17 protein-coding genes are annotated in these 20,928 nt (G+C 64.7%); 6 read left to right on the forward strand and 11 right to left on the reverse strand.

The annotated features are described in order from the left end of the window. Positions 1–39 precede the first annotated feature (39 nt). The 4 genes from ACIQM4_RS06770 to ACIQM4_RS06785 all read right to left on the reverse strand — a co-directional run bounded on the left by ACIQM4_RS06770 (position 40) and on the right by ACIQM4_RS06785 (position 2,128). The gene (locus ACIQM4_RS06770; RefSeq protein ID WP_401587002.1) at positions 40–426 is read right to left on the reverse strand and encodes a hypothetical protein; all 387 of its coding nucleotides are present in this window, start codon (positions 424–426) and stop codon (positions 40–42) included. A 105-nt stretch (positions 427–531) separates the two neighbouring features. Next, on the reverse strand, positions 532–1,380 hold the full coding sequence (locus ACIQM4_RS06775; protein WP_401587005.1) for a helix-turn-helix domain-containing protein: 849 nt from the start codon (positions 1,378–1,380) through the stop codon (positions 532–534). 27 nt (positions 1,381–1,407) lie between these two features. Further along, positions 1,408–1,920 (reverse strand): DUF6879 family protein, encoded by a 513-nt coding sequence (locus ACIQM4_RS06780; protein WP_401587007.1) that lies wholly within the window; start codon positions 1,918–1,920, stop codon positions 1,408–1,410. Then, positions 1,898–2,128 carry a hypothetical protein gene (locus ACIQM4_RS06785; protein ID WP_401587010.1) on the reverse strand — a complete coding sequence of 77 codons (231 nt, stop codon included), beginning with the start codon at positions 2,126–2,128 and terminating at the stop codon, positions 1,898–1,900. The genes ACIQM4_RS06780 and ACIQM4_RS06785 overlap by 23 nt, the downstream gene beginning before the upstream one ends. Before the next feature lie 470 nt (positions 2,129–2,598). Here ACIQM4_RS06785 and ACIQM4_RS06790 point away from each other — a divergent pair, with 470 nt between their 5' ends. The 3 genes from ACIQM4_RS06790 to ACIQM4_RS06800 all read left to right on the forward strand — a co-directional run bounded on the left by ACIQM4_RS06790 (position 2,599) and on the right by ACIQM4_RS06800 (position 6,404). Then, positions 2,599–3,084: an ATP-binding protein gene (locus ACIQM4_RS06790; protein ID WP_401587013.1), complete on the forward strand. Its 486-nt coding sequence runs from the start codon at positions 2,599–2,601 to the stop codon at positions 3,082–3,084. 1,700 nt (positions 3,085–4,784) lie between these two features. Next, positions 4,785–4,988, forward strand: a complete 204-nt coding sequence (locus ACIQM4_RS06795; RefSeq protein ID WP_401587016.1) for a helix-turn-helix domain-containing protein — start codon at positions 4,785–4,787, stop codon at positions 4,986–4,988. Positions 4,989–5,024: 36 nt separating this feature from the next. Beyond that, the gene (locus tag ACIQM4_RS06800) at positions 5,025–6,404 is read left to right on the forward strand and encodes a tyrosine-type recombinase/integrase (protein ID WP_401587019.1); all 1,380 of its coding nucleotides are present in this window, start codon (positions 5,025–5,027) and stop codon (positions 6,402–6,404) included. Between the two features lie 164 nt (positions 6,405–6,568). Here the strand turns inward: ACIQM4_RS06800 and ACIQM4_RS06805 are convergent, their stop codons facing one another. Genes ACIQM4_RS06805 through ACIQM4_RS06815 form a run of 3 tightly spaced genes read right to left on the reverse strand, consistent with a single transcriptional unit; the run spans position 6,569 to position 14,897 of the window. Further along, positions 6,569–11,608, reverse strand: a complete 5,040-nt coding sequence (locus tag ACIQM4_RS06805; protein WP_401587022.1) for an FtsK/SpoIIIE domain-containing protein — start codon at positions 11,606–11,608, stop codon at positions 6,569–6,571. Then, positions 11,605–13,050, reverse strand: a complete 1,446-nt coding sequence (locus ACIQM4_RS06810; RefSeq protein ID WP_401587024.1) for a hypothetical protein — start codon at positions 13,048–13,050, stop codon at positions 11,605–11,607. The genes ACIQM4_RS06805 and ACIQM4_RS06810 overlap by 4 nt, the downstream gene beginning before the upstream one ends. Next, complete coding sequence (locus ACIQM4_RS06815) at positions 13,050–14,897, reverse strand: hypothetical protein (RefSeq protein ID WP_401587027.1); 1,848 nt, start codon at positions 14,895–14,897, stop codon at positions 13,050–13,052. The genes ACIQM4_RS06810 and ACIQM4_RS06815 overlap by 1 nt, the downstream gene beginning before the upstream one ends. 387 nt (positions 14,898–15,284) lie before the next feature. On the opposite strand from ACIQM4_RS06815, the gene ACIQM4_RS06820 reads away from it, so the two are divergent. Beyond that, complete coding sequence (locus ACIQM4_RS06820) at positions 15,285–16,526, forward strand: DNA cytosine methyltransferase (protein WP_401587030.1); 1,242 nt, start codon at positions 15,285–15,287, stop codon at positions 16,524–16,526. Positions 16,527–16,590: 64 nt separating this feature from the next. On the opposite strand, the gene ACIQM4_RS06825 is transcribed toward ACIQM4_RS06820, so the two are convergent. From ACIQM4_RS06825 to ACIQM4_RS06840, 4 genes are all read right to left on the reverse strand, one after another. Then, a complete protein-coding gene (locus tag ACIQM4_RS06825) occupies positions 16,591–17,007 on the reverse strand; it encodes a PIN domain nuclease (RefSeq protein WP_401587033.1) in 417 nt (138 codons plus the stop codon). After that, positions 17,008–17,235 (reverse strand): type II toxin-antitoxin system VapB family antitoxin, encoded by a 228-nt coding sequence (locus ACIQM4_RS06830; protein ID WP_401587036.1) that lies wholly within the window; start codon positions 17,233–17,235, stop codon positions 17,008–17,010. It lies immediately after the preceding gene. Between the two features lie 618 nt (positions 17,236–17,853). Continuing rightward, complete coding sequence (locus ACIQM4_RS06835) at positions 17,854–18,744, reverse strand: NmrA family NAD(P)-binding protein (protein ID WP_401588153.1); 891 nt, start codon at positions 18,742–18,744, stop codon at positions 17,854–17,856. Positions 18,745–18,746: 2 nt separating this feature from the next. Next, the gene (locus ACIQM4_RS06840) at positions 18,747–19,175 is read right to left on the reverse strand and encodes a nuclear transport factor 2 family protein (protein WP_401588155.1); all 429 of its coding nucleotides are present in this window, start codon (positions 19,173–19,175) and stop codon (positions 18,747–18,749) included. A 403-nt stretch (positions 19,176–19,578) separates the two neighbouring features. On the opposite strand from ACIQM4_RS06840, the gene ACIQM4_RS06845 reads away from it, so the two are divergent. Together ACIQM4_RS06845 and ACIQM4_RS06850 are read left to right on the forward strand one after the other, a co-directional pair. Continuing rightward, the gene (locus ACIQM4_RS06845) at positions 19,579–20,187 is read left to right on the forward strand and encodes a TetR/AcrR family transcriptional regulator (protein WP_401587039.1); all 609 of its coding nucleotides are present in this window, start codon (positions 19,579–19,581) and stop codon (positions 20,185–20,187) included. A 99-nt stretch (positions 20,188–20,286) separates the two neighbouring features. Further along, positions 20,287–20,877: a malonic semialdehyde reductase gene (locus ACIQM4_RS06850; RefSeq protein ID WP_401587041.1), complete on the forward strand. Its 591-nt coding sequence runs from the start codon at positions 20,287–20,289 to the stop codon at positions 20,875–20,877. Positions 20,878–20,928 lie beyond the last annotated feature (51 nt).

Below are 20,928 nucleotides of genomic sequence, written 5' to 3' on the forward strand. Positions count from 1 at the left end.
CGGCGGTCCGCCAGATCGCTGTTGAGTCGCGTGGGGTGGTCACGGTGTACTCACCCCGTTCTGCTCGGCGTAGACCCACAGCAGTCGCCGCGCGATGAGGGCGGTGTCCCGGAGATAGAGGAAGACCCCGAAGGTAGGGGTCTCCGTGGTGGGGCGCTTCCCGTGCTCGATCAGGCGGATGCCGTCGCGCATCAGCGCCTGCACGCCCGGGTCCTTGTTCTGTCCCAGATCCACGTCCAAGAGGCGGTTCAGGTGCGCAACGACCGCGGGCAGCGATCGCTCCATGTCCTCGCGGGTGGTGGTGCTCAGCTGCATTCCGAGAACAAGCTCGGTCCGTGCGGAAACGCCCTCGATATCGATCGTTTCGGGGTCTTCCGCAGGGCTGCCGGATTCCTCAATTGCCTTGCCAGTACTTGCCACAATCATTGCTGCCTCCGTCCCTCCGGAGCGCGGGATCAGATTCGGTCGTGCTCCATAAACTACGGAGGGCGGGAGAGGGGCTCCACGAATGTGCCGGAACTTGCCCGGCATTCACCCTAGGGATTCGATGGCAGAGGTGATGATCTCGCGTGCTGCCGATCCGTAGACGGCAAGTTCCGCTAGTTCGCTGAACGTTTGGGCATACATGGCAAGTTCGTGTCTCTGTATGACGGTGAGGTGCGCTGAGACGAGTTCGGCATTCACGGTCTCGTCGTCGTACAGGAAGAATCCCTCGACCGGCCAGAGGGTCGACCGGTCGGCGTTCTGGGGGATGATGCCGATGCTCACCGCAGGCAGTGCCATCGCGCTGAGGAGGTAGCCAAGCTGGCCTGCCATCACGTCAGTTCCTCCGATGCGATATCGGAGGGCGCTCTCCTCCAGGAGGATGGCGAACGTGTGGTTGCCGTAGACGATCTTCTGCTTGTCCACCCGTACCTGGACGGCCGTCGGCACGTCGTCGATGAGGAGACCGCGCCGGTCGCGGAGGGAGGTCAGCAGTGCGGAGATGTACGAGGCCGTCTGCACGGGGCCGGGGATGAGCCACGGTGAGTAGATGCGGAAGCGCTGGGTGCGTTCCCAGAGCGGGAGAACGGATTCCTGAGCCCATTTGAGCCCGTGGCGTTCCATCTTGCGCCACTCGACATACATGCCCTCGATTCCGCGGGCGGTCGAGATGAGATCTTCTATTTCTCCTTCCGCGCCGCAAGCCGAACACCACATGCGAAGGTCGCGCTCCGAGGGGGCACGGGTGCCGCTCTCGAAGCGCGAAGCCTTCGATTCATGCCAGCCGAGGATGCTGGCCAGTGCGCGTTTGGTGAGTCCGGCGCCGAGCCTGATTTCGGCCATGCGCTTTCCCAGTGCCTTGCGCGCTTCTTGAACGCTCGATGAGGGCGATGTCATTTCGTTCCGACGGGGAAGTTCAAGCCGTCAGTCCAACTGGAACTCTGCGCGTGGAGTAGCCCTTTTCCACACAGCTTCGAATGCCGACTCACAGAGCTTCGCCATTTCAGCGTCTTCCGTGAGTTCGATCTCCATGTTTTCGCCCTCGCCATCGAAGTGATTTACAAGGACGAGGCTGGAGTCGAAAAGCCAGAAGTCGTTTCCCGGCAGCGCAAGGTCGGTGGCGCTGCGCCGCGAGAGCCAGCGCACCGCTTCACCAGCAGCTATGTTCAGCCCGTCCGTCACGTCGTGCTCGAAGCGGATGTACTCGCTGACGGGCGTCGAGACGACGCGTGCGCGGCGGACCTCGACGCCGCGAGAGGTGGCCTCCGTGACGAGGCTGTGCCAGTTGCCCCAGCGCTCGGCCGGGTCGAGGACCTTGCCGGCCTTCCAGTCGATGAAGGCGGGGTCCGACTTCATGTAGGCGTCCCGCATCTCCAGATGGACGGCTGCCCTCCGGCAGTCGCGGAACAGCTCCTCAAACGTCGGGGGCCTCGTCATCCTTCTTCACCTCCAGGAAGAACTGCACCATGCGCCGGGGGATCTCCACCACCGTCTCGTGACCGGGGATGTCCATCGCCGCCAGGTGCTCCGGGTCGTCCACCTTCCACCCCTGCACGAGGTAGGTGTCCTTCTCCTCGTCGAGGTAGACGGTGGGCGAACCGCCACTGGGGCTTTCCGGGTCCTTGCCGAGCTTGCGCAGGGCCATGATCTCCTCCTGGGATGCCGGTCGCGATCTCTATGCCAGAGCTTGCCCGTGACTGGTGGGCGGGACGAGGAACTTGCCAGAACTTGCCGGGGATTCGAGAGGGATCTTGTGGTGCCGGAATTGACGCGATGAGCCCGATCGTGACGTAGTCCTCTCGATTTACAAGACTGTTGGCGGTTGTCGACGAGGACTCCGCCCCGACGCATGTCGGCGCCGAAGAACTTCAAAAGACCTGATGAGAACGGGCTTCCGCTCTTCGCGGAGGCGAGGTGTGGTGGTCGCGTTCCTCATCGCGATCATCGGGAGGTTCTTGCCGTGGCACCCATTCTGTTCATCGCCGCTCTCTTGCTCCCGTACCTGAAGGCGGTCGGCCCGTTCGCCCTGACGGAGGCGCGTGGCTGCGTACGCCCCGGGCGCGGACGGCACCGCCGCATCGTCCGGGGCCGCCACGCGGCGCACGGGGGGCGGCGATGACGTACACGCCCCGTTCTCAGATCGGCACCACGGTGGTGTTGTTCCGCTGGACCGCCCGCACCCCCAACTCGGTCTCCCAGGCGCGTACCGTTCTGCGGCGGGTGCTGGCTCAACTTGGCTGCGACGGCGCGGCGATCAGCGACGCGGTGCTCGCCGCATCCGAGCTGGTCGCCAACGCGACCGAGCACGCGGTGGGCCCGTACGAGCTGCGACTGCGCCGCACCGCCGCCGAGCTGCTCTGCGAAGTCCAGGACGGCGACCCGCAGATCCCGGAGATTCCCTCGTTCCCGGCCGCGGCACCCTTCGAGCCGGACCCGGAAGCGCGTGGCGGCGGGCTGGATGCCTTGCTGGAGTTGCTGGCCGAGCGCGGTCGTGGGATGCGGATCGTCGATCAACTCACCAAGGGAGCCTGGGGGTTCAGGTGTGATGGGGGCGGGGCGGCGGTGAAGGTGGCCTGGATGGTTGTGCCTGGTGGGGCGTGACAGGAATGCCGATCTCGCGCGGCGTCTGACACTCGTTGAGACGGCAGACGCCGTTCCCTCTGGGGTACGAGTCATCACACCTGGCCCCGCCCCGCAGACTCTCCTCTGTACCCGAACCCGCACCTGAACCGCAGGTCAGCGCCCTGCGAGCCACCAGAGAAGCCGAGGGAAACACGCGGGAATGCCCGTTGGCGTTTTACCCCCCGTATCCGGGGCCGATCCCGGGTCCGTATCGGGGGCCGCTCTTGGATGCGACACCCCCGAGCCACCCGTCACCGCAGGCCACCGGTGCTACGAGCCAGCAGCGGGCGAGGGTGACTGTATATCGGTGCAGACAAGCATCCCGATCTACTGACCGACGGCCCGGCCGGACCAGCCCGGCCCCCGTCCTGCACTCCCGGTCCTCGCCGGCTGCTCTGCTCACGACCCTTCGTGTTCCTTGCCTGGCCCGACCGCGTGTACTCCGTGTGGCGGCCGTCGGTGTAACGCCGGGAAGCGGCCGGCACCGCCGACCCGCGTAAGGAGACCGCGCCGGTCGCAGGGAGCGGAGACTGCGGCGAAGACCGTACGGATGACCTTCGCTCCACCACCGAAGGACGGGGCAGCAAGGCTCGCGTCCGTGGCGTATGGCCCGATGTCCCACCCGGGGCCCTATCTGGGGTCCAACCACGGGCGTCGAATCGGGGGTCCCGCTTGGACTGGAGCACCCCTGGAACCCTGTTTCCGCAGTTCATGGCCCGATCTGCCACCGCAGATCTGGCCAGCCTGCATATCGGTATGTGCAGTTGTCCCGATCTGCATTCGCGTACCGGGCCGACCCGCAGACCTGTAACCGCCATTCCGCCGACCGCTCCCTCTCCGCCCTTCGTAGCAATCCGCTGCCCAGCCTCGTGTCGGCCCCGCTCCCGCCCGTACCGCCCGCAAGGAGCCGTACCTGCCCGCACGGCGCGTACGGCTGTGCCCGGGGTTCGGGCGCGGTCGGTCCGGTGCCCCAGATCCGGTCGGCCCCGTGCGGTGCACGCACCACCCGAACCGGCCCGCCGAAAGCCGTGCCGCTCGCCCACGTCGGCGTCTGCCCGCGCCCCGGCGGCATTCAGCCCGACCCGGCGGGCGCGCGATGCGGGGCGCACCGTGGGCCCGCGACGCCCCCGCACGGCGCCCGCTCTCGGAACGGGCCCGGCCGACCCAGATCCGGTCGCCGCCGATCGGCGACCGACTCGCCGACTGCTCGCCGACTGCTCGCCGACGATCCCGTACCCCTCGTGGCAGATCGGGCAACAGCCAGCACCTTTGCACCCGGAGCCGCGCCATGCGCCGTGGTGGTGAAGAGGGAGCACTCTCGATATCTGAAATGTCATGTCCACGCAGAACTCGGCATTGCGGAGGATTGGCAACTGGCACGATCGGCCCGAATTTTCTCCATAGGAGGTGAAGCGACTTCCCCGGTCCGCTCCCTCGGAGGTGCATCCGCTATGCCCCACTCCTCTTCCTCACCTGGCCAGAGCGCCCGCTCCGCCCGCAACGGCCGGAAACGGCCGACCGCGCAGGCTTCCGAAGTTCTCGCCGAGCAAGGCGGGTTCGGGCTTGAAGTCGCTACCGAGGCGATGCGTCCATGGTCGACGCCCGGGACGACATCCGAGCCACCGCCGAGCCACACCCGACCACCCGTACCCCCGAACCACCACGCCGGCAATCCATCCGTGGCCCGGGGGCGCGGGCGGCCGGCGCGGCACAGCGGGGAACGGCTGCTGACCGTGGAAGAGGTCGCGGCGTGGCTCCGGGTCAGCGAGAGCTCCGTCAGGAACAAGTACCGCGCCTGGGGCATCAAGCCGCAGAAGGTCGGACGCCTCCTGCGGTTCCGCGAACGCGACATCGCCCACTACCTCGACGAGCACTACGGCTGACCCCCGGAGTGCATGCCCCTGCCCGAAGGAGAACCGGTGGCCACCGTCTACCAGCGCTGCAAGAGCGACAAACGCAACGCCAACTACCCCTGCAACACGCCCCGCTGCGGTCACCCATGGACCGTCCGCTACCGCGAACCCGGCGGAACCCGGGCCGAACGCCAGCCGACCTTCGAGAAGAAGACCCAGGCCGGCGCCTTCGCCGCCCGCCTGGAACGCGACAAGTACGAGGGCTACTTCCTCGACCCCAAACGCGGAGACATCCCCCTACACGCCTACGCCCCCGACTGGCTGGAACGCCAGGTCATCTCCGACGGCACCTACCGCAACTACGAAAGCTTCCTACGCATCCACTTCATGCCCGCCCTCGGCACCAAAACGCTCATCGCCATCCAGACCAAGGACATCGAAGCCTTCGTCTCCGCCGTCAGCCGCAAGCTCTCCCCCAGCACCGTCCGCGACCGCATGAAAATGGTCTCCAGCATCTTCAAAACCGCGTTCAAGGAGAAGCGGCGGGCCGACAACCCCACCGACGGCATCAAACTTCCCCGCACCAGCACCCACGCGGTCGACGACGACGAAATCCTCACCCTCCACGAGGTCGACCTCATCGCCAAACAGATCTCCCCGCAGTACCGGCTCACCATCTACCTACAAGCCGGACTCGGCCTCCGCATCAGCGAGACCCTCGCCTTCTCCGCCGACTGCCACCGCGACGGCTTCGTACGAGTCCGCCGCCAGGTCAGTACCAAAGCGCACCGCAAGGACTGCACCACCCGGTTCATCCCGCTCAAGCACCGGGCCGAAGGCGAGTACCGCGACATCCCCACCCCCGCCTTCCTCACCGAAGAGATCGACGCCCACCTCCGCGACTGGGGCACCACAACGGTCGGCGACATCGAGGTCCTCTTCGCCCCGCGGGAGCGGGGCAAGGGAATCATGCCCACCGCCAACACCTACAGCTACCACTTCCGCAAAGCCCTCAAAGACGCAGGCATCACCAAACCCGACGGCAGCCCCAAGTACACCCCCCACGGTCTACGCCACTTCTTCACCTCCACCGCCCTCGCCCACGGCATCCCCCTCCACGAGGTCTCCCGCTGGCTCGGCCACCGCCCCATCAAGACCACCGTCGACGTATACGGACACCTCGTCCCCGCCTCCTGGGACCGCTGCCGAACCATCATGCACAACGCCCTACGACCCGAGAGCCCACAACCTGACACGACAACCAGTGCCGAGGTCAGCCCTGGTGCCCCGGCTACGGAATTGGCTCCACCCGCCCGCCTCCCGGGTGCCGCCGTGGAACCGGACAAGGAATTGGGGCAGGCGCGGGGTCATCGTGACCACGGCGGTCCGGGCGGGGTGAACGGCCTTATCGGCGCCCTGACGGGCCGGGGTGATGGGGAGTCGTAGTGATGCCTGGGGTACTTGGCCGCAGGTTCGAGTTCTGGCAGGAGACCGATGCCCGTGAAGGCGCCGACTCATCTGGCAGAGACTTGGGCCAGCTGACGTGCCCGGTGGTGATTCGTCACCACCGGGCACGTCAGAGTCGTCGGCACGGGAGATGTGGTGGGCCGTCAGCTGCCGTCGTAGGCAACCTGCACTCGTACGGTCCCCTTGGCCGTGTGCAGGAAGGCGTCGCCCTGTCCGGCCAGAGCTTCGGCTCCGGTCTCGTCCAGGATGATGCGGCTGTCGGTCGCGGTCTTAACTCGCAGAGCGAGCTGGGCGGGGAAGTTGGAGCGGATGGTCGTAGAGATTACGTCCGCGCTCGGACGCTGAGTGGCTGCGATGACGTGGATGCCCGCAGCACGAGCCTTCTGGGTCAGGCGCTTGAGTAGCGCTTCGATTTCTTTCTTCTCTTCGGGGTCGCTGGTGAGGTCGGCGTATTCGTCCAGGACGATGACAATCCAAGGCTTTCGGTCTGCTTTGTCAACTTTTGCGTTGTACTCGACGAGCTTGCGTGTCCGGATCGCCTTCATGTCCTTGTAGCGCACGGCCATCTCTTCGACGGTCTGCTCAAGAATCTCGATGGCGTCAGCGGCGTCCATACCGATCACGCCATCAAGGTGAGGGTCATCTTCGAAGTCGACAAGCTCGGTGCCTTTGGGATCGACAAGGCGGAGTCGCAGGGTGCTCTTGTCATACCGGATCAAACCCTTGAGGAGCGTATCCAGGGCAACAGACTTTCCTGACCCTGTAGTACCGGCCACCAGCAAGTGCGGCGAGTCCGCAGAGGACAGATCAATGGTCACTGGGTTGCCTTCGATGTCGGCGCCCAGCGGAGCGATGAGACTCTCGGGATCGGCCGGGCAATGTTGCCACAGCACCTTGGCATCGACCCCGTACTTCTCTTCGTCGATCTTGGGGATCTCGAAGAGCACGGAACCGCGGTCGCTACGAGTGCGAATACTGAACCCAGAGGGAAGCGCAAGGGCCAGGAAGATCTCGTCGCGACGGTTAGTTAGCTTGTCTACAGTTACTCCAGGTTTGGGGATGAACCGGAAGACATAAAAGCCGGGCCCGTCCTGCCACTTGCCGATCTCCGGGGCGGTCACTGCGACCTTGTGGCGGTCGAAGACATCAAGGACCTCGTTATACCGACGCTTCAGCTCCTCATCGTCGAGCCCGCCACTGTGGGATTTCAGAGTGACAGGATCGATCTCTGTGGCAGGGGGATGCGCACCTACCGGCAGGCTCGTTACGGGTGTCGGAGTAATCGTTCCGATGTCACCGACAACAGGTGGCGCCGGTTCTTCCGGAGGCAGTTCAACGGTGATGCCTGTTGAGAAGGGCCTGACGACGGCGTCCGGGAGCTTCAGAGTCGCACCTAGGTCGCCTGGGACAATAAGGGAGTCGGCGTTGGCGGGGTCCTGGTTGGCGCGCAATGCGCCGATGAGGTTCAGCAGTTCGTGCTTGTTCAGCCTCACCAGAGTGTGCTCGCCGAGGGTTCCGACTGTGGGGGCCGGCTGGTCGTCCTCAGCTGAGATGGCCACGGCTACGCCGGTGATTTGGCCGAGTTGGACGTCCTCGGAGCGCAGGGCATCAAGAACCTTCGCCTCAATCTGACGGTGGTCGTCGTTGCCGATTATGGTGCGAGCTGGCAGTTCTGCGGCCGGTAGGGCATTTCCACTGGTCTGAGCGATCGCAGCGGCCAGCTCGTCCAGCCAGAAAGGGCGGTCGTGGCGGGCTTCGCCGCCCGAGCGGAAGGCATCTTCGCACAGGTCGGTGGTGCGATTGAGCTGTTCCTCGGCCGAGCCGACATCAAACGTCTGGCGGAACTTGGACTCAGCGACCAGAACATCCAGGTGAACCGTACCGTCGTCCCGGACAGACAGTACGAACCTGCCCAGGTCGGCCCGGGTTTTGTGTCCGCGGCCGAACCACCGGTGGTGCTCATCGAAGCTGATCCAGGTGACTAGGCTCGTGCCCTGCTGCGGTACGGGAAACTGCTGGTCGATAACAAACCGCGTGGCGACCAGGCCGACGAGTTCGTTGACCGTAGTGCCGATACCTAGGGAGCGCAGCACGGCGCCAGGGGCTACGTTTCGGCCGACCTCGTAAATCCGCTTCGCGGTGCCTTCGGAGTTCTGCGGGGTGACGACGCGGATCTGCTCCAGGCGGCGCCGCAACCGCTTGACGACGAACTGCTGGCCGGTCTGCGAGCTGACGATGAGGGTGTAGGACTCATTCTTGCCGATACCAGGCTTGACGAGGATGACATCTGGGCGGTTGCGCAGAGCATCGATCTGTTCACGGCCGATGAAGCTGTCAAGGGTGACGACCCAGTGAGCCACGCGGTGCAGAGTGGCGAACAAGTCTTGGTGCTGGTCGAACTGAACCTGCATTTCGAAGTAGTCGATACCGTCGACACTCTCCCGGGAGACCGGGGATCGGCGGTCGTACCGCACGCACAAGGTGGACCAGGACTCAAGAGTCTCGTCGGCGGTCTCCGGCAACAGTGCTCTTACGACGTTCTCGCTGGTCTGAGCCAAGTTATGTGAAGCAGGGTGTTTCCAAGGACTGAAGGAGCCCGACAGGGATTCCTTCTTGGTGCTCTCCTTGATGCTGGTCTGGGTGCCGAAAAGTGCCGGAGCCAGGGCGAGATCGATGGTGTCTTCCAGCCGTGACAAGTCTGCTTCCTGGTCGGGCTCCCATGCCTGCAGGATGAGTTGGACGTCAGGCAGGAAGCTGTCCTCGGACATCTCCGCGCCGGAAAACTCCAGGTCGAAACCCTGGATGATCTCATGATGGGTGGCCTGGGGAGCCAGCACGACCAGGTCAATCTTGAGACGAGGGTTTTTGGCCCGTACCTGCTTGGCCACGCGCTTCGGCAGGACAGGGTCGCCATTGCGGTCCAGAAGCAGTACGCGTAGGCCGTCAAGTTTGTGAGGATAGGTCGTCAGGTAATCAGTGATGACGCGGACCATCTCGTCAATCGCCGTTTCGTCGACGCTTGATAGCCATTCTTTGGACTCGTTGCCGCCGTGGCGGACCGGAGCATATTCCTCGTGACCGGCCGATTCCCGCATTGGAATAGCGATTGTGCCGCCGGGTCCGACTAGGACCGCCGGCGTGCCATGCGGGGAGATCCGGTCGATGGCGTCGAAGAAGAGGTCTTCGTTCTCTTGGTTGAGGCTCAGACCTCCCTCCCTGTTCAGGGCGGTCTTGATACTGCCAGCGGTCTCCGCATAGTTTTTTGCCAGCCAACGCAGCTTCAACGGGTGGGTGGCCAGCATCATCATGCGGTGATCGGCCAGCCCGACGACATCGGTCAGGACGACGGCCTCAAGGTCTGGGTTCGGAGCATTGTCGGGAACCAGGGCGGTGCGAGCCTCGCGAAGTATGCCCTCCCATTCGCGTACGTAATCATTGATGTTCTCGGAGTCAAGCCCATCGGAGAACCGCTCGAAGTGCTCCAGCTTGAGGCGTTCCAGCTGGCCAGCGAAATGTGATGAGGGGGCGGGCTCAGGCTCGTCGACCTGCCAATGCCGGGGATCATTAAACTTCTCAAGGAAGGTGTCGAAGGTCAGGTTACTGGCAAGGCCAGGGGGAGTTCGCCAACCGTGGATGAGGGCTGCCAGGGCGATCTGCCCAGGGATGTTCGGTGGGTCCCAGCGAAAACGACGCTGAGCTGCACCGTCCATCTCGACCAAGATGCGCAGCGGTGCCCAGGTGTTCGGATCGAACGGCTCGTCATCCTCGGGTAGGGGTGGCCTGGACAGGTCCAGCAGGTAGTCCTTGACTTCCAGGGTCAGACGAAGACCGGTGGAGCCCTGGATGTCACGCAGGGTCCGTGCGTACAGAAAAGCGAACAACCAGCGGCTCCACCGGCCGGCATCCTGGTTGCCTTCAAGCCCTACGACGACCGAGCCTTCCTCTTCGTCTGAGAAGTAGGTCAGCTCGCGTAGCAGGGCACGCAGTGGGTCCTGGACGAACTGAGAGTCTGGGAAGGCGAGCTTCTCAACCTTGCGACGCGACCGCTTGGACAGCAGGTCGGCCAACGGTTCGGCTCCATTAGCCGGGGCGTCGTCAAGGAAGTGTTGTGCGGCTTCCTGGTCTCCGCGGTCAAGCGCGTCTTCGATCACGAGAGCATCGAATTCGTCGACCCGCTCTGGGGCGGTCCTTTCAATCTCTTGGCGGACCTGCTGGCCCAGGCCGATCTTCTTTGACTTCTGCTCGAATACCTCAAGCCAGAGGGGCAGGTCCTGCTCGCGACGCAGCTGACGAGGATCCTGCGGGGTGGGCCCACTGCGATTGAGATTGAGCACGAGGCTACGCATGCGCGATTTGGCAGACTCGGAGTCCATACCGATGTGGCCCAGGGACTCCTCGCTGAACTCGGTTGTGGCGATTCGGTCTATCAGCTCGTCCTCGGTGATCTCCTTACCGGTGGGCTGCTTGAATGCGCTGACCCAGACGTTCTTCTTGACCCGGGCTAGCAGCGCTGCGGGCTTGATCGAGAGTTCTCGGTCAGGGAAGAGGTCGAGAGCGGGCAGGGCTGAAGAGATCTCGGGGTAGACCACGTCAGGGGTGTAGACCTGGGTCGCAGCGACCTTTTGCGTGGCCTCAACCAAAAAGGCTGCCCAGCGGCGCAGGGACCGGGGCTCCTCCTCGGTGATGGCACGCCAGATCGTCGGCAGAGAAGTGGCCATTATGGCCGGAAGGGTGTTGCTGCCACTTGCCTCCCGCCACGCTTCGGCCATGAACCTGTCGAATCCGCGCTCGCCGGAGGCGTCATGGTAATCGCCCAGGATTGTGGCGTCGTTAAGGACGTTCATGGCCGCCAACCCCTGCGCGTCCGGAGACTCCCCCCAGTCGAAGAGCAATACCGCCTTACCTTGTCCTGAATTCCGCCACTTAGTTAGCTGGTCCTGCGGAGCCAACAGGTAATTAGCAGGTACCCCTTCGATTGGCTCTGGGGTGCCGACCTTGACGACAACCTGAGGGTCAGGTGACTCCGATAGCCTCTGGGCCGTGCGACGGAGAGCCTCGGCGACGGTCGCTTGGTCGAAGCCGCTGACTCGCAGGACGGCACGAGTTCCGCTGATCTCAGTGACCTTGCGGAGTGCTTCATCCGCAACGAACCGACCGAGCGCTCGAATACTGCTGTCGATCACCGGGGCTCCCCTTGAACCATGCTGGTTGCATCTGAGTATTGAGTGAGTAGACCGATAGCGGCCAGCTTCTCTCGGAATGCCTTGCCGTTGTGGTCAAGGAAAGACTGGTCGACCTCGGAAGCCAACGGGCTCCTAGCCGCTACCTTGTTCTCCACCACGAGCCCGTACTTCTCGTAAATCAGCGCGCAGAACTGGTCGAACTCCAACTCCGTGCCCTGCGGGACGGTGGCAGATACCAGGCTCTCAAGCATTGGGGGCTTCATGGTGAAGTGTCGTCGCCCGACAGGTGCGTTCAGGGCTCCGACCGCGGCGAGAGTCTCGCTGAAGAAGCCTCGAGGGGATTGAACCGCTGTGCCGACTTCCTTCGTGAATCTTTCGTAGCGCTGCCTTCTGGACTCGTCGCCTTCAGCTTCTTTGATCATTTCCCGAGCTTGGGCATTGATCGCGTTGACGATGTCATTGCGGAAGCCCGCCAGGTTCTTCTGCGACTCTCTGCGCAATGGGGTTGCCTCGTTACCGAAGTCCAACAGGATCGACTCGCGATCGATAGCACCGAGCTTCTGGCGTGCGAGTTGTAGCTGATGGCGTGCCAAGCAGTAGGGAACCCAATGCATAAGGCTCTCGGTGCGCTTAGCCCTAGGGACCGCCGCAGTCCGAGCGACGATGTTGCGAGCACCATCTCTCAGCAGTTCAGGCCACGGGCTGAGATCCTCGTGCAACTTGATCTCTGAGTCTGAGCTCTCCACAGGTTCTTCGTCGTAGTCGAAGTCGTGCATGCTGAGGGCCTTGGCGAGATTGCCCAGCGGGGTGCCGCTGTCCTGTACCAGGTCGCGCAGGCCCTGCCTGGTTGTTTCCTTGCGATCAGGATCAAAGTCGCTGCGAAGGACCTTGTACGCCCAGCTGCCACCATCGCGGAAGAGGTAGCGCTCGATACTCGGAGCGTTAATGCCAGCAGCGACCTTGCCGGCCTGCTTGCGCTTCTTTGCGCTCTTCTTGGGAGAAGCATCGCTTTGCTTGATTCGTCGCTCGACTGCGTCGTAGTGGATGAGCTCGCCGACGAATGGATAGATGTGCGCGCCGAACCAACTGGGCTGGGTACGACGCCCTGGGATCTCGACCAGCAGGGATGAGAACAAGGCGTGGAGCGTTTCTATCGTTTCGGGAGAGTCCAACTCAACAGCTTTGCCGAGTTCCTCGTCGCCCTCAACGATGCGAGCCTTGGTCGCGATCCGCCGAGCCAGGTCGTGCGAGGTCCTCTTGTAGGATGCGTCAGCTCTGTTGTCCAGGAGGTCTGCGACCGTCTCGGGATCTTCCGCATGTGCCAGGTAAACGCCGCGGGCGATCGCGAGCATCTCAAGCGATACGTAGAAACCGCGGCCCTGCTGTTCGAGATTCACCCCGAAGAGGCGAAGGACGACCTCAGCCTTGGAACGGTCAGCCATCACGCACGCACCGACCTGATCTTGTCGCCAACGTCAATCATGAGCTTCCTCATGACGTTGCCCACCAACACTTGGATCTCGTCGTCCTTGCTTGAGGAGTCAGCCAGCTCTGCCAAGGATCCACTCAGGCCACGGATCTCTGCCTCGTGCTGAACCTCGCTGCGCAGACCCGCGGCCCACCGCGTCAGCAACTCAAAGCGCAGCAGGTCTGCCTCCACCGAGATTGTGCCCTCGCCAGGCCCGACAGTCGGGATACGGATGTAGATGGCTCGGTTAAGCCATTCGACGGCGTTCCGCATCTCAAGGAGCACGCCCGTGCGGCCTTCCTTTTGCCACTGGGTGACCTGGTCTACAACCTCAACGCCCTTGCTGGCCACTCGTCGGGAGATCACGGCAGCACGGGCACGGTGCGTGAAGAAGGCAGGGTCAAGTACGAGGAAGTCAGGGTTGCTTCCCGCCCGGTGGATGCCCTGGACGGCCTCCAGACCTTTGAGGAAGCTATCTCGCACCCGGGTGTCGGCCAAGTCCCGGTTCCTGTCCTGGGCGCTGACGAAGTCGTCGCCAGCATGCATGCCCATACGGGCGAACCGGTCCTTGTTGTCGTCGCTGTTGAAGAAGTCAGCTCGTCGCAGGAATGTGTACAAGCCTCGCAACTGTTCGGCCTGCTTCTGGGCATCCCGATTCGTACGGACTTTCTGCAGGTAGCTGCTGGCATCCGTGGGAGGGAAGTCGCCGACCGTATCCGGGTCCAGCTGGTCGTCCACCTGGCGACGGGAGACCCTGCCCGGGTCCAACTTGCGTAGCGCGAAGAAGGCAGGAACTTGATGACGCTGTTGCTGGGACAGGCGATCGCCGAAGAGCGCCTGATGGTACAAGTGGGGAGCCTGCCACGATCTGCTCGAGCGCGACCACTGGTACCTGGTATGCACGTTCTCGCAAGACAAGCCGCCAGTGATCATGTAGCTGGTAACTGAAAATGCTTGGCGGGTCGTGACCACGGCCCCCGTGCGCTCGGCTGCGGCGAACACGTCCCGGATCGCGGCCCGGCGCTGAGGCCCGCGGGTGGGATCGTTTAGCTCGTTGCGGTTGGCAAGGATCGGGCAGACCTTCTGCGCATCACAGGTCTCACAGGGCTTCCACCGCCCCCATTGCGTCGTCGTCCACTGCTTAAGAACCCAGGAGATGAGCCCGCCGTTGGGGTTGTCGGCCGCTACGGACTGGTAGTTCAGGTTGATGACAGCGACGGTGCCATCGGGGTCGCTGACCTGCCCGCGGACGATCCCTGCCGTAAGGGTCTCCACTAGAATTTTGGCGCGCCCGGTACCACCACCCTTATCAAGGTTGTCGTCTTCGGCAACGCACTTCCGTAGCTGGCCCTCATTTGCGCAGATGATCGCGAGGCCCTCGTCCGGAGGGTCAAGTAGCTCCACAAGCTTCTGGGCACCTGCCTGAGGGCTGAGTTCGCTGAGGTCTCTGAGGACGTAGAGAGGGCGTCCGTTACGGGTCCGGCCGATAGGGCGGTTGGCGTCGCCGCCAGCCGCTGAAAGCTCGCGGAAAACTGCCCTCCGGTCAACATCTTGTGGGGTCGTCTCGTCACCGTCCTTGACCCGCAGCATGGCCAGTAGGCTGGCACACAGGCTCGTCTTGCCATGCCCGGCGTCCCCGGTGAGGACGAGAGTCTTCAAAGTCGGTTGCTCAATGGCAGCTAGCAGGTAGTCCAGCGTCACTACGCGGAACTGTGGCTGCGTACCGTCCCCCTGCAGTTCGTAGACCATTTCAGAGGTGCCGACGTCGAACGGCTGGTAACCACGTATCTGTTGGACGTGCTTGTTGACCTCTAGCGGCATGCTGCTGTCCTTCGTCGACCGAGCCGGGAGCGCTGCAGAAGTCTAGCCCTGGATTACGTAGACGGAGAGTCACTCTCGGTGACCATTCTTGCTTGCGCTCGGCGACGAATGTGCGCCGCACGGGCCACGCCGCAAGTGGCAAATCGCGGGGACTCTTACTGGTCGCACGGAGTCTCCTGCCGCGCCCACTATGACAAACCACCCAAAAGGCGTATTTCGCCTAGAATGGAAGGTAGGGCTCGCACCCATCCTTGATCGAGTATCATGACGGCTCGTTCAGCCAGTTCGATGAGGAAGCGCAGATAGGGGTCACACGTGGGCGAGCGTTACCCTCTGCGTGCCAAGCGGCGACCGAAGTTCGAAGAGGGCAAAGGCTCCCTGAGGGTCGTGGACCTCTTCGCTGGCTGTGGTGGCCTCACCCTCGGCATTGCCCAGGCGGCCCACAAGCGTGGCGTCGCGCTTGATGTTCGTCTCGCGGTCGACTTCGAGGCTGCTCCCACCAAAGTCTTCAAGGTCAACTTCCCCAAGGCCAATGTTCAAGAGGGGACCGTCGAGTCCTACTTCGACGGCCCCCTGGGGGCCTCGCTGACGCTGCAGGAGACCGAGACCGTCTCAATGGTGGGTGAGGTGGGACTCCTCATCGGAGGGCCGCCATGTCAGGGGCACAGCAACCTCAACAACCACACCCGCCGCGACGACCCCAAGAACCGCTTGTATCTGCGCATGGCTCGTGCTGCAGAGGTCCTGGCCCCCCGTGCAGTGGTCATCGAGAATGTGCTGGCCGTTGTCAATGACAAGCAGCAGGTGGTCTCCCGCACTATCGCTCACCTTAAGAAGCTTGGATACGATGTCGCTACCAGTCGTATCGACCTACTCAAGCTCGGGGTCGCCCAGACGCGTAAGCGCCATATACTGCTCGCTGTCCGCGAAGATGCGCTGCCTTTTGGGTACTCGGCCGCTGATCTGCTGCGGGTCGAAAACCATGGTGCCGAACCCCATGATCTAAATTGGGCGATCGGCGACCTGCTCGACATTCAGGCAAAGTCCTTCTTCGACGAAGCTTCCGTGCCTAATCCGGATAACCAGCGACGTATGAAGTATCTCTTCGAAAATGATGTGCACAATCTGCCGAACGAAGAGCGTCCTGAGTGTCATCGGGGCGAGCACAACTACACCTCGATGTATGGTCGCTTGTGGTGGGACCGCCCATCTCAGACCATCACCAGTGGGTTTGCAACGATGGGTCGTGGACGTTTTGTCCACCCCGGGGCCCCTCGATGTCTGACCGCCCACGAGGCCGCGCGCATCCAAGGCTTCCCGGATTATTTTCGCTTCGTCGATGAGAGGGTCAAGCCTCGCTACGATCTGACTCGCACCGAGGTTCAGGTCATCATTGGCAATGCCGTACCTCCGCCTCTGGCTGAGGCGCTGACCTCTAGGCTCTTCGACGCTGAGATTCTTCCTGTGAAGGACGACGTTTCCCAGCTACTTGAGGACGACTTCGCAAGTGGCCTGGTAGAGCCTTTGCCAGGCTGGCGCGGTTCCTCCCGTTATCCATTTGGTGAGCGTCCCTTGGTCGCTCCCTGTGTTGCACTCAATAATCAGGTTGAATCCGCGATGTCCGGCTGATCGTTTAGGTGGACAGGAGTCAAGCCGGTGGCGGCCAGCCAGCTGGAACGCGGAGCATGTTGCGTCAGTCGGCCGTCCCCGGCTCCACGACCCACTGGCAGCGCTGCCCGGTGATGCCGGCGATCATGTCGTAGTCGGCGTCGTGGTGGAGGACGATTGCGCCGCTCAGCTCGGCAGTCGCGGCGACGAGCAGGTCCGGGAGGGACAGCGCGCGGTGGAAGCCACGCTCAACAGCGGCACGCTGAACCTCCAGGGCGCGATCGAAGACCTGGTCGTCGCCGTAGAGGTAGTCGAAGCCCCGGAGCCACGCTGCGACGCCGGGGGCCTCGCTCTTTCCGCGAATGCTGTACATGAGCTCGTACTCGACGGCAGGGCAGATCGCCAGCAGTCCTCGTTCGTGGAGCGGATCGAGGACGGCGGCGACCAGCGGCAGGTGCCAGCGGGCGAGGGCTGACTTGTCGACCAGGAACGGAGCGCTCACTCAGACTGCCCTCGTGTCCCGGTCGGGGTCCGGCACCTTCGTGTTCTCGACGATCTCGCCGAAGTCGAGCTCCCCCGACTTGACGGCGTCGATGAACTGCTGGCGGAGACGGCGCTTCACGGCATCCTCCACAGCCGCACGCACGGCGGCTGCCTTGGTCTTCGTGCCGTATATCTCCTTGGCCTGCGCGACCATCTCGTCGTCCAGGTCGATCATTGTCCGGGACATGCGTAACTCCCCTCAGCGAAACAAACGACACCAAACGGTAGCACTAAATGGTGTCGTTTTCGCTGGGAGTTCTGCTACAGGAGGGCGGGGCAGCGGCCGGGGACGGCCGGTCGCTCCACCGTTTCCGGCGGCTGGATCCTGGCTGGATCCACACCGCTGCTCCGGCGTTTGCGCAGGTCAAAAATCTGGTTCCGGCGTTCCGCTTCAACGTGTAGGGCGCTCCACGGCGTCGATCGCACGAGCTAACCAAGTTCGCAGGTCAGACGGGGTCGACCCGAGTCGGGGGCGGCCCCGTTCGCGTACCCGTCGCTGCATGTTGGCTGGACCGGTTCGCTGCCGGCCAAGCCAGGTCGGTCTGCCGGACTTCGATGTGGATGCCCCCGCGACTTCGCCGTCGTTGACACCGACTGCGGAGCGTGGTGCGGCAGTCAGCCGATCCCGGCTGCACGATCCACTGGCAGCGCTGCCCGGTGATGTCGACAATCATGTCGCAGTCGGCGTCGTGGTGGAGGACGACTGCGTCGCTGTGCTCGGCAGTCGCGGCAACCAGCAGGTCCGAAAGAGACAGCGCACGGTGGAAACCACGTTCGATGGCAGCGCGCCGAACCTCAAGGGCGCTCACGCCCGGGGCCGCTGTCCCGCCTCCCGTTCCGCGAACGCTCGGAAGCTGTTCGGCGCGTGGCCTGTGAGGCGGAGGACGGTGTCGGTGGTCCGGTCCTCGGCGCCCTCCGCGACGGCACGGTCCAGGCCGGCGAGCAACGCCGCGAACTCGGCGGGCATCTCCGCGGCCAGCCGGTCGCGCAACTGCTCGTAGGAAAGGTGTTGGTGGCGGACCGGCCGGCCGGTGACCTGGGTGAGCGTGGCGGCGATGTCGTCGTAACTCAGCGCCTGCGGACCCGTGATGACCAGGTCGGTGTCGGGCGACCGCGGCGCCGTCAGCGCGTGCACGGCCACCGCGGCGATGTCCTCGGCGTCCACGAACCCGACCCGGCCGTCCCCGGCCGCGGTTCGGATCGCGCCGTCCGCCGCGATGGTCCTGGCGTGCAGATGACCGCCGGTGAAGTTCTGCATGAACCACGACGGCCGCAGAACGGCCCATTCGGGGAACAGCTCGGGCAGCGCCTGGTGCACCTGGCCCACGGCAGGGCCTCCGGCGGCGATCGCCGACGAGCTGAGAAGCACCGCCCTGCGCACCCCCGCCGTACGCGCCTGCCGCAGGAAGGGCAGCATGACGGCCGCCGGGTCTGGGGCGCCGGGCGGCGGCACCAGATAGACCCGGTCCGCGCCCTCGACAGCGGCCGCGAAGGTCGCGGGGTCGTCCCAGTCGAACCGCACGGCAACCGCCCCGGCTGCCGGACCCACACCCAAACCCGCACCCGCACCCACCTCCGACACGGCGCTTCGGCTCGCGGCCAGGACCGGCCGGCCATCGGCGGCCAGCCGGGCGGCGACCCGGCTGCCTGTCGTGCCCGTGGCCCCGATGACCAGTGTGAACTCCTGCTGCGACATCATCAGTTGTCTCCCGTGCCGGTGAAGTGCACCGCGGGGTCCTGGACCGCGAGCGGGTTCCAGTAGTCGCGATAGCGGGTGATGCGGCCGGCCCTGACGGTGACGACCGCGATGTAGGACATGTCGAAGGGGGCGTCGGTGGCGACCAGACGCCCCACGCCGCGCATCTCGACCACGATGACCTCCGGATCCACCGTCTCGATGATCTCCACGCGCGGGAAGTCGTGGAGGTCGATGTGATCGGGGTAGCCGCGCATGTACTCGGCGACGGCCACCCGGCCCTCCAGCCAACGCGGCCAGCCGTCCGGCGCGAAGGGGAATTCGAAGATCCCCTGCTCGTCCCACAGGTCGACCCAGGCCGCGATGTTCTTGTCCAGCAGGAGCCGCAGGCCGTGGCGGTAGACGTCGGCGGGCGTGCTGGTCGCGTCCACCGGCGCGGCACCGGCGCCCGCTTGTGCCGTGCTCGTGTCCGCTCGCGTGGCACCGCCGCCCACCCGCGCCGCACCACCGTCCGCTCGACCCGCGCCCACGTCCGCACGCCCCGCACCGCCGTCCACCCGCGCCGCACCACCGTCCGCTCGACCCGCGCCCACGTCCGCACGCCCCGCACCGCCGCCCACCCGCGCGGCACCGGCGCCCGCTTGTGCCGCGCTCGATTCATCCCCCGCCACGCCCGCCTGTGCCGCGCTCGATTCGTCCCCCGCCGCGCCCGCGTCCACCCGTGCCCTGTTCGTGTTCATTGAAAGTTGCTCCGTCCCGTACGATACGGACCATGGGTCCGCTTCGTTCGACGATACGGACCCGTGGTCCGCTTTGCAAGCAAGGAGATCTCGGATGCCCGACCGCAAGCCGCGCGTGGACGCAGCGCGCAACCGGGAGGCCGTACTCGCCGCCGCGGATGCCCTGTTCGCCCGGTGCGAGAGTCCGGAGGCGGTCACCATGGCCGACATCGCGGCCGCGGCCGGCGTCGGCAAGGCGACCCTCTTTCGCGGGTTCGGCGACCGCACCGGGCTGATCCACTCGCTGTTCGCGATGCGTCTGGCGCCGATCGGCCGCGCCGCCGAGGAGGGGCCCGCCCCGCTCGGCCCCGACACCCCGCCCCAGGAGCGCGTACCCGCCCTCCTTGACGCGCTCCTCTGCTTCAAGCTCGACCACCACCACCTCGCCCTGGCCTTGGAGGGGACGGGCGGCGACAGCCCGTACCGGGCCGATCATTACGAGTGGTGGCACGGCACGCTCCGGTCCGCGCTGGACCGGATCCCCGGCTTCACCGACAGCGACTTCACCGCCCACGCACTGCTCGCCGCCGTCCGCGCCGACCTCGTCGAGCACCTCGTCGACCGGCGGCACCTGACCCGGGAGGAGATCCGGTCCCGGCTGGCGTCCTACGTCGCTCGGGTGCTGGGTCCCCCCTCCGACCGGGCAGACGCGGTCCGGCTGTGACCCGCGACACGATCATCCGTGGTTAGTTGAAATTTAACCTAAAGCCGTTCTACGGTGTCCGCATCGCTTGATCCTCCGTACGTATGGAAGGCACGACGCATGTCCCTCGTTCTTGACCCCGCCGCCCAGGACCTCCTCTTCCGTGAGGCCCGCACCGCCAACACGTTCACCGACGAGCCGGTGACCGAGGAGCAGGTCCAGGCGATCTACGACCTGGTCAAGTACGGCCCGACCGCGTTCAACCAGTCGCCGCTGCGCGTCACCCTGGTCCGCTCCCCCGAGGCCCGTGAGCGCCTCGTCGGCCTGATGGCCGAGGGCAACCGGCCGAAGACCGCCGCCGCCCCGCTGGTCGCCATCCTGTCCGCCGACAACGAGTTCCACGAGGAGCTCCCGGCGCTGTTCCCGCACTTCCCGCAGGCCAAGGACGCCTTCTTCTCCGAGCGTCCGGTCCGCGAGCAGGCCGCCCTGATGAACGGCACCCTGCAGGCCGGCTACTTCCTGGTCGGCATCCGTGCCGCCGGTCTGGCCGCAGGTCCGATGACGGGCTTCGACTTCCCCGCCGTCCAGAAGGAGTTCCTGGACGACGACCACACCCCGCTGATGGTCGTCAACATCGGCAAGCCGGGCGAGGACGCCTGGTTCCCGCGCTCCCCGCGACTGGCCTACGACGAGGTCATCACCACCGTCTGAGCACACAGTGCGCGCACGTGAGTGAGCCACGAGGAGGGGCCGCCGCACCGA

Origin of the sequence: Streptomyces sp. NPDC091272 (assembly GCF_044757485.1) — a bacterium.
Lineage (GTDB): Bacteria > Actinomycetota > Actinomycetes > Streptomycetales > Streptomycetaceae > Streptomyces.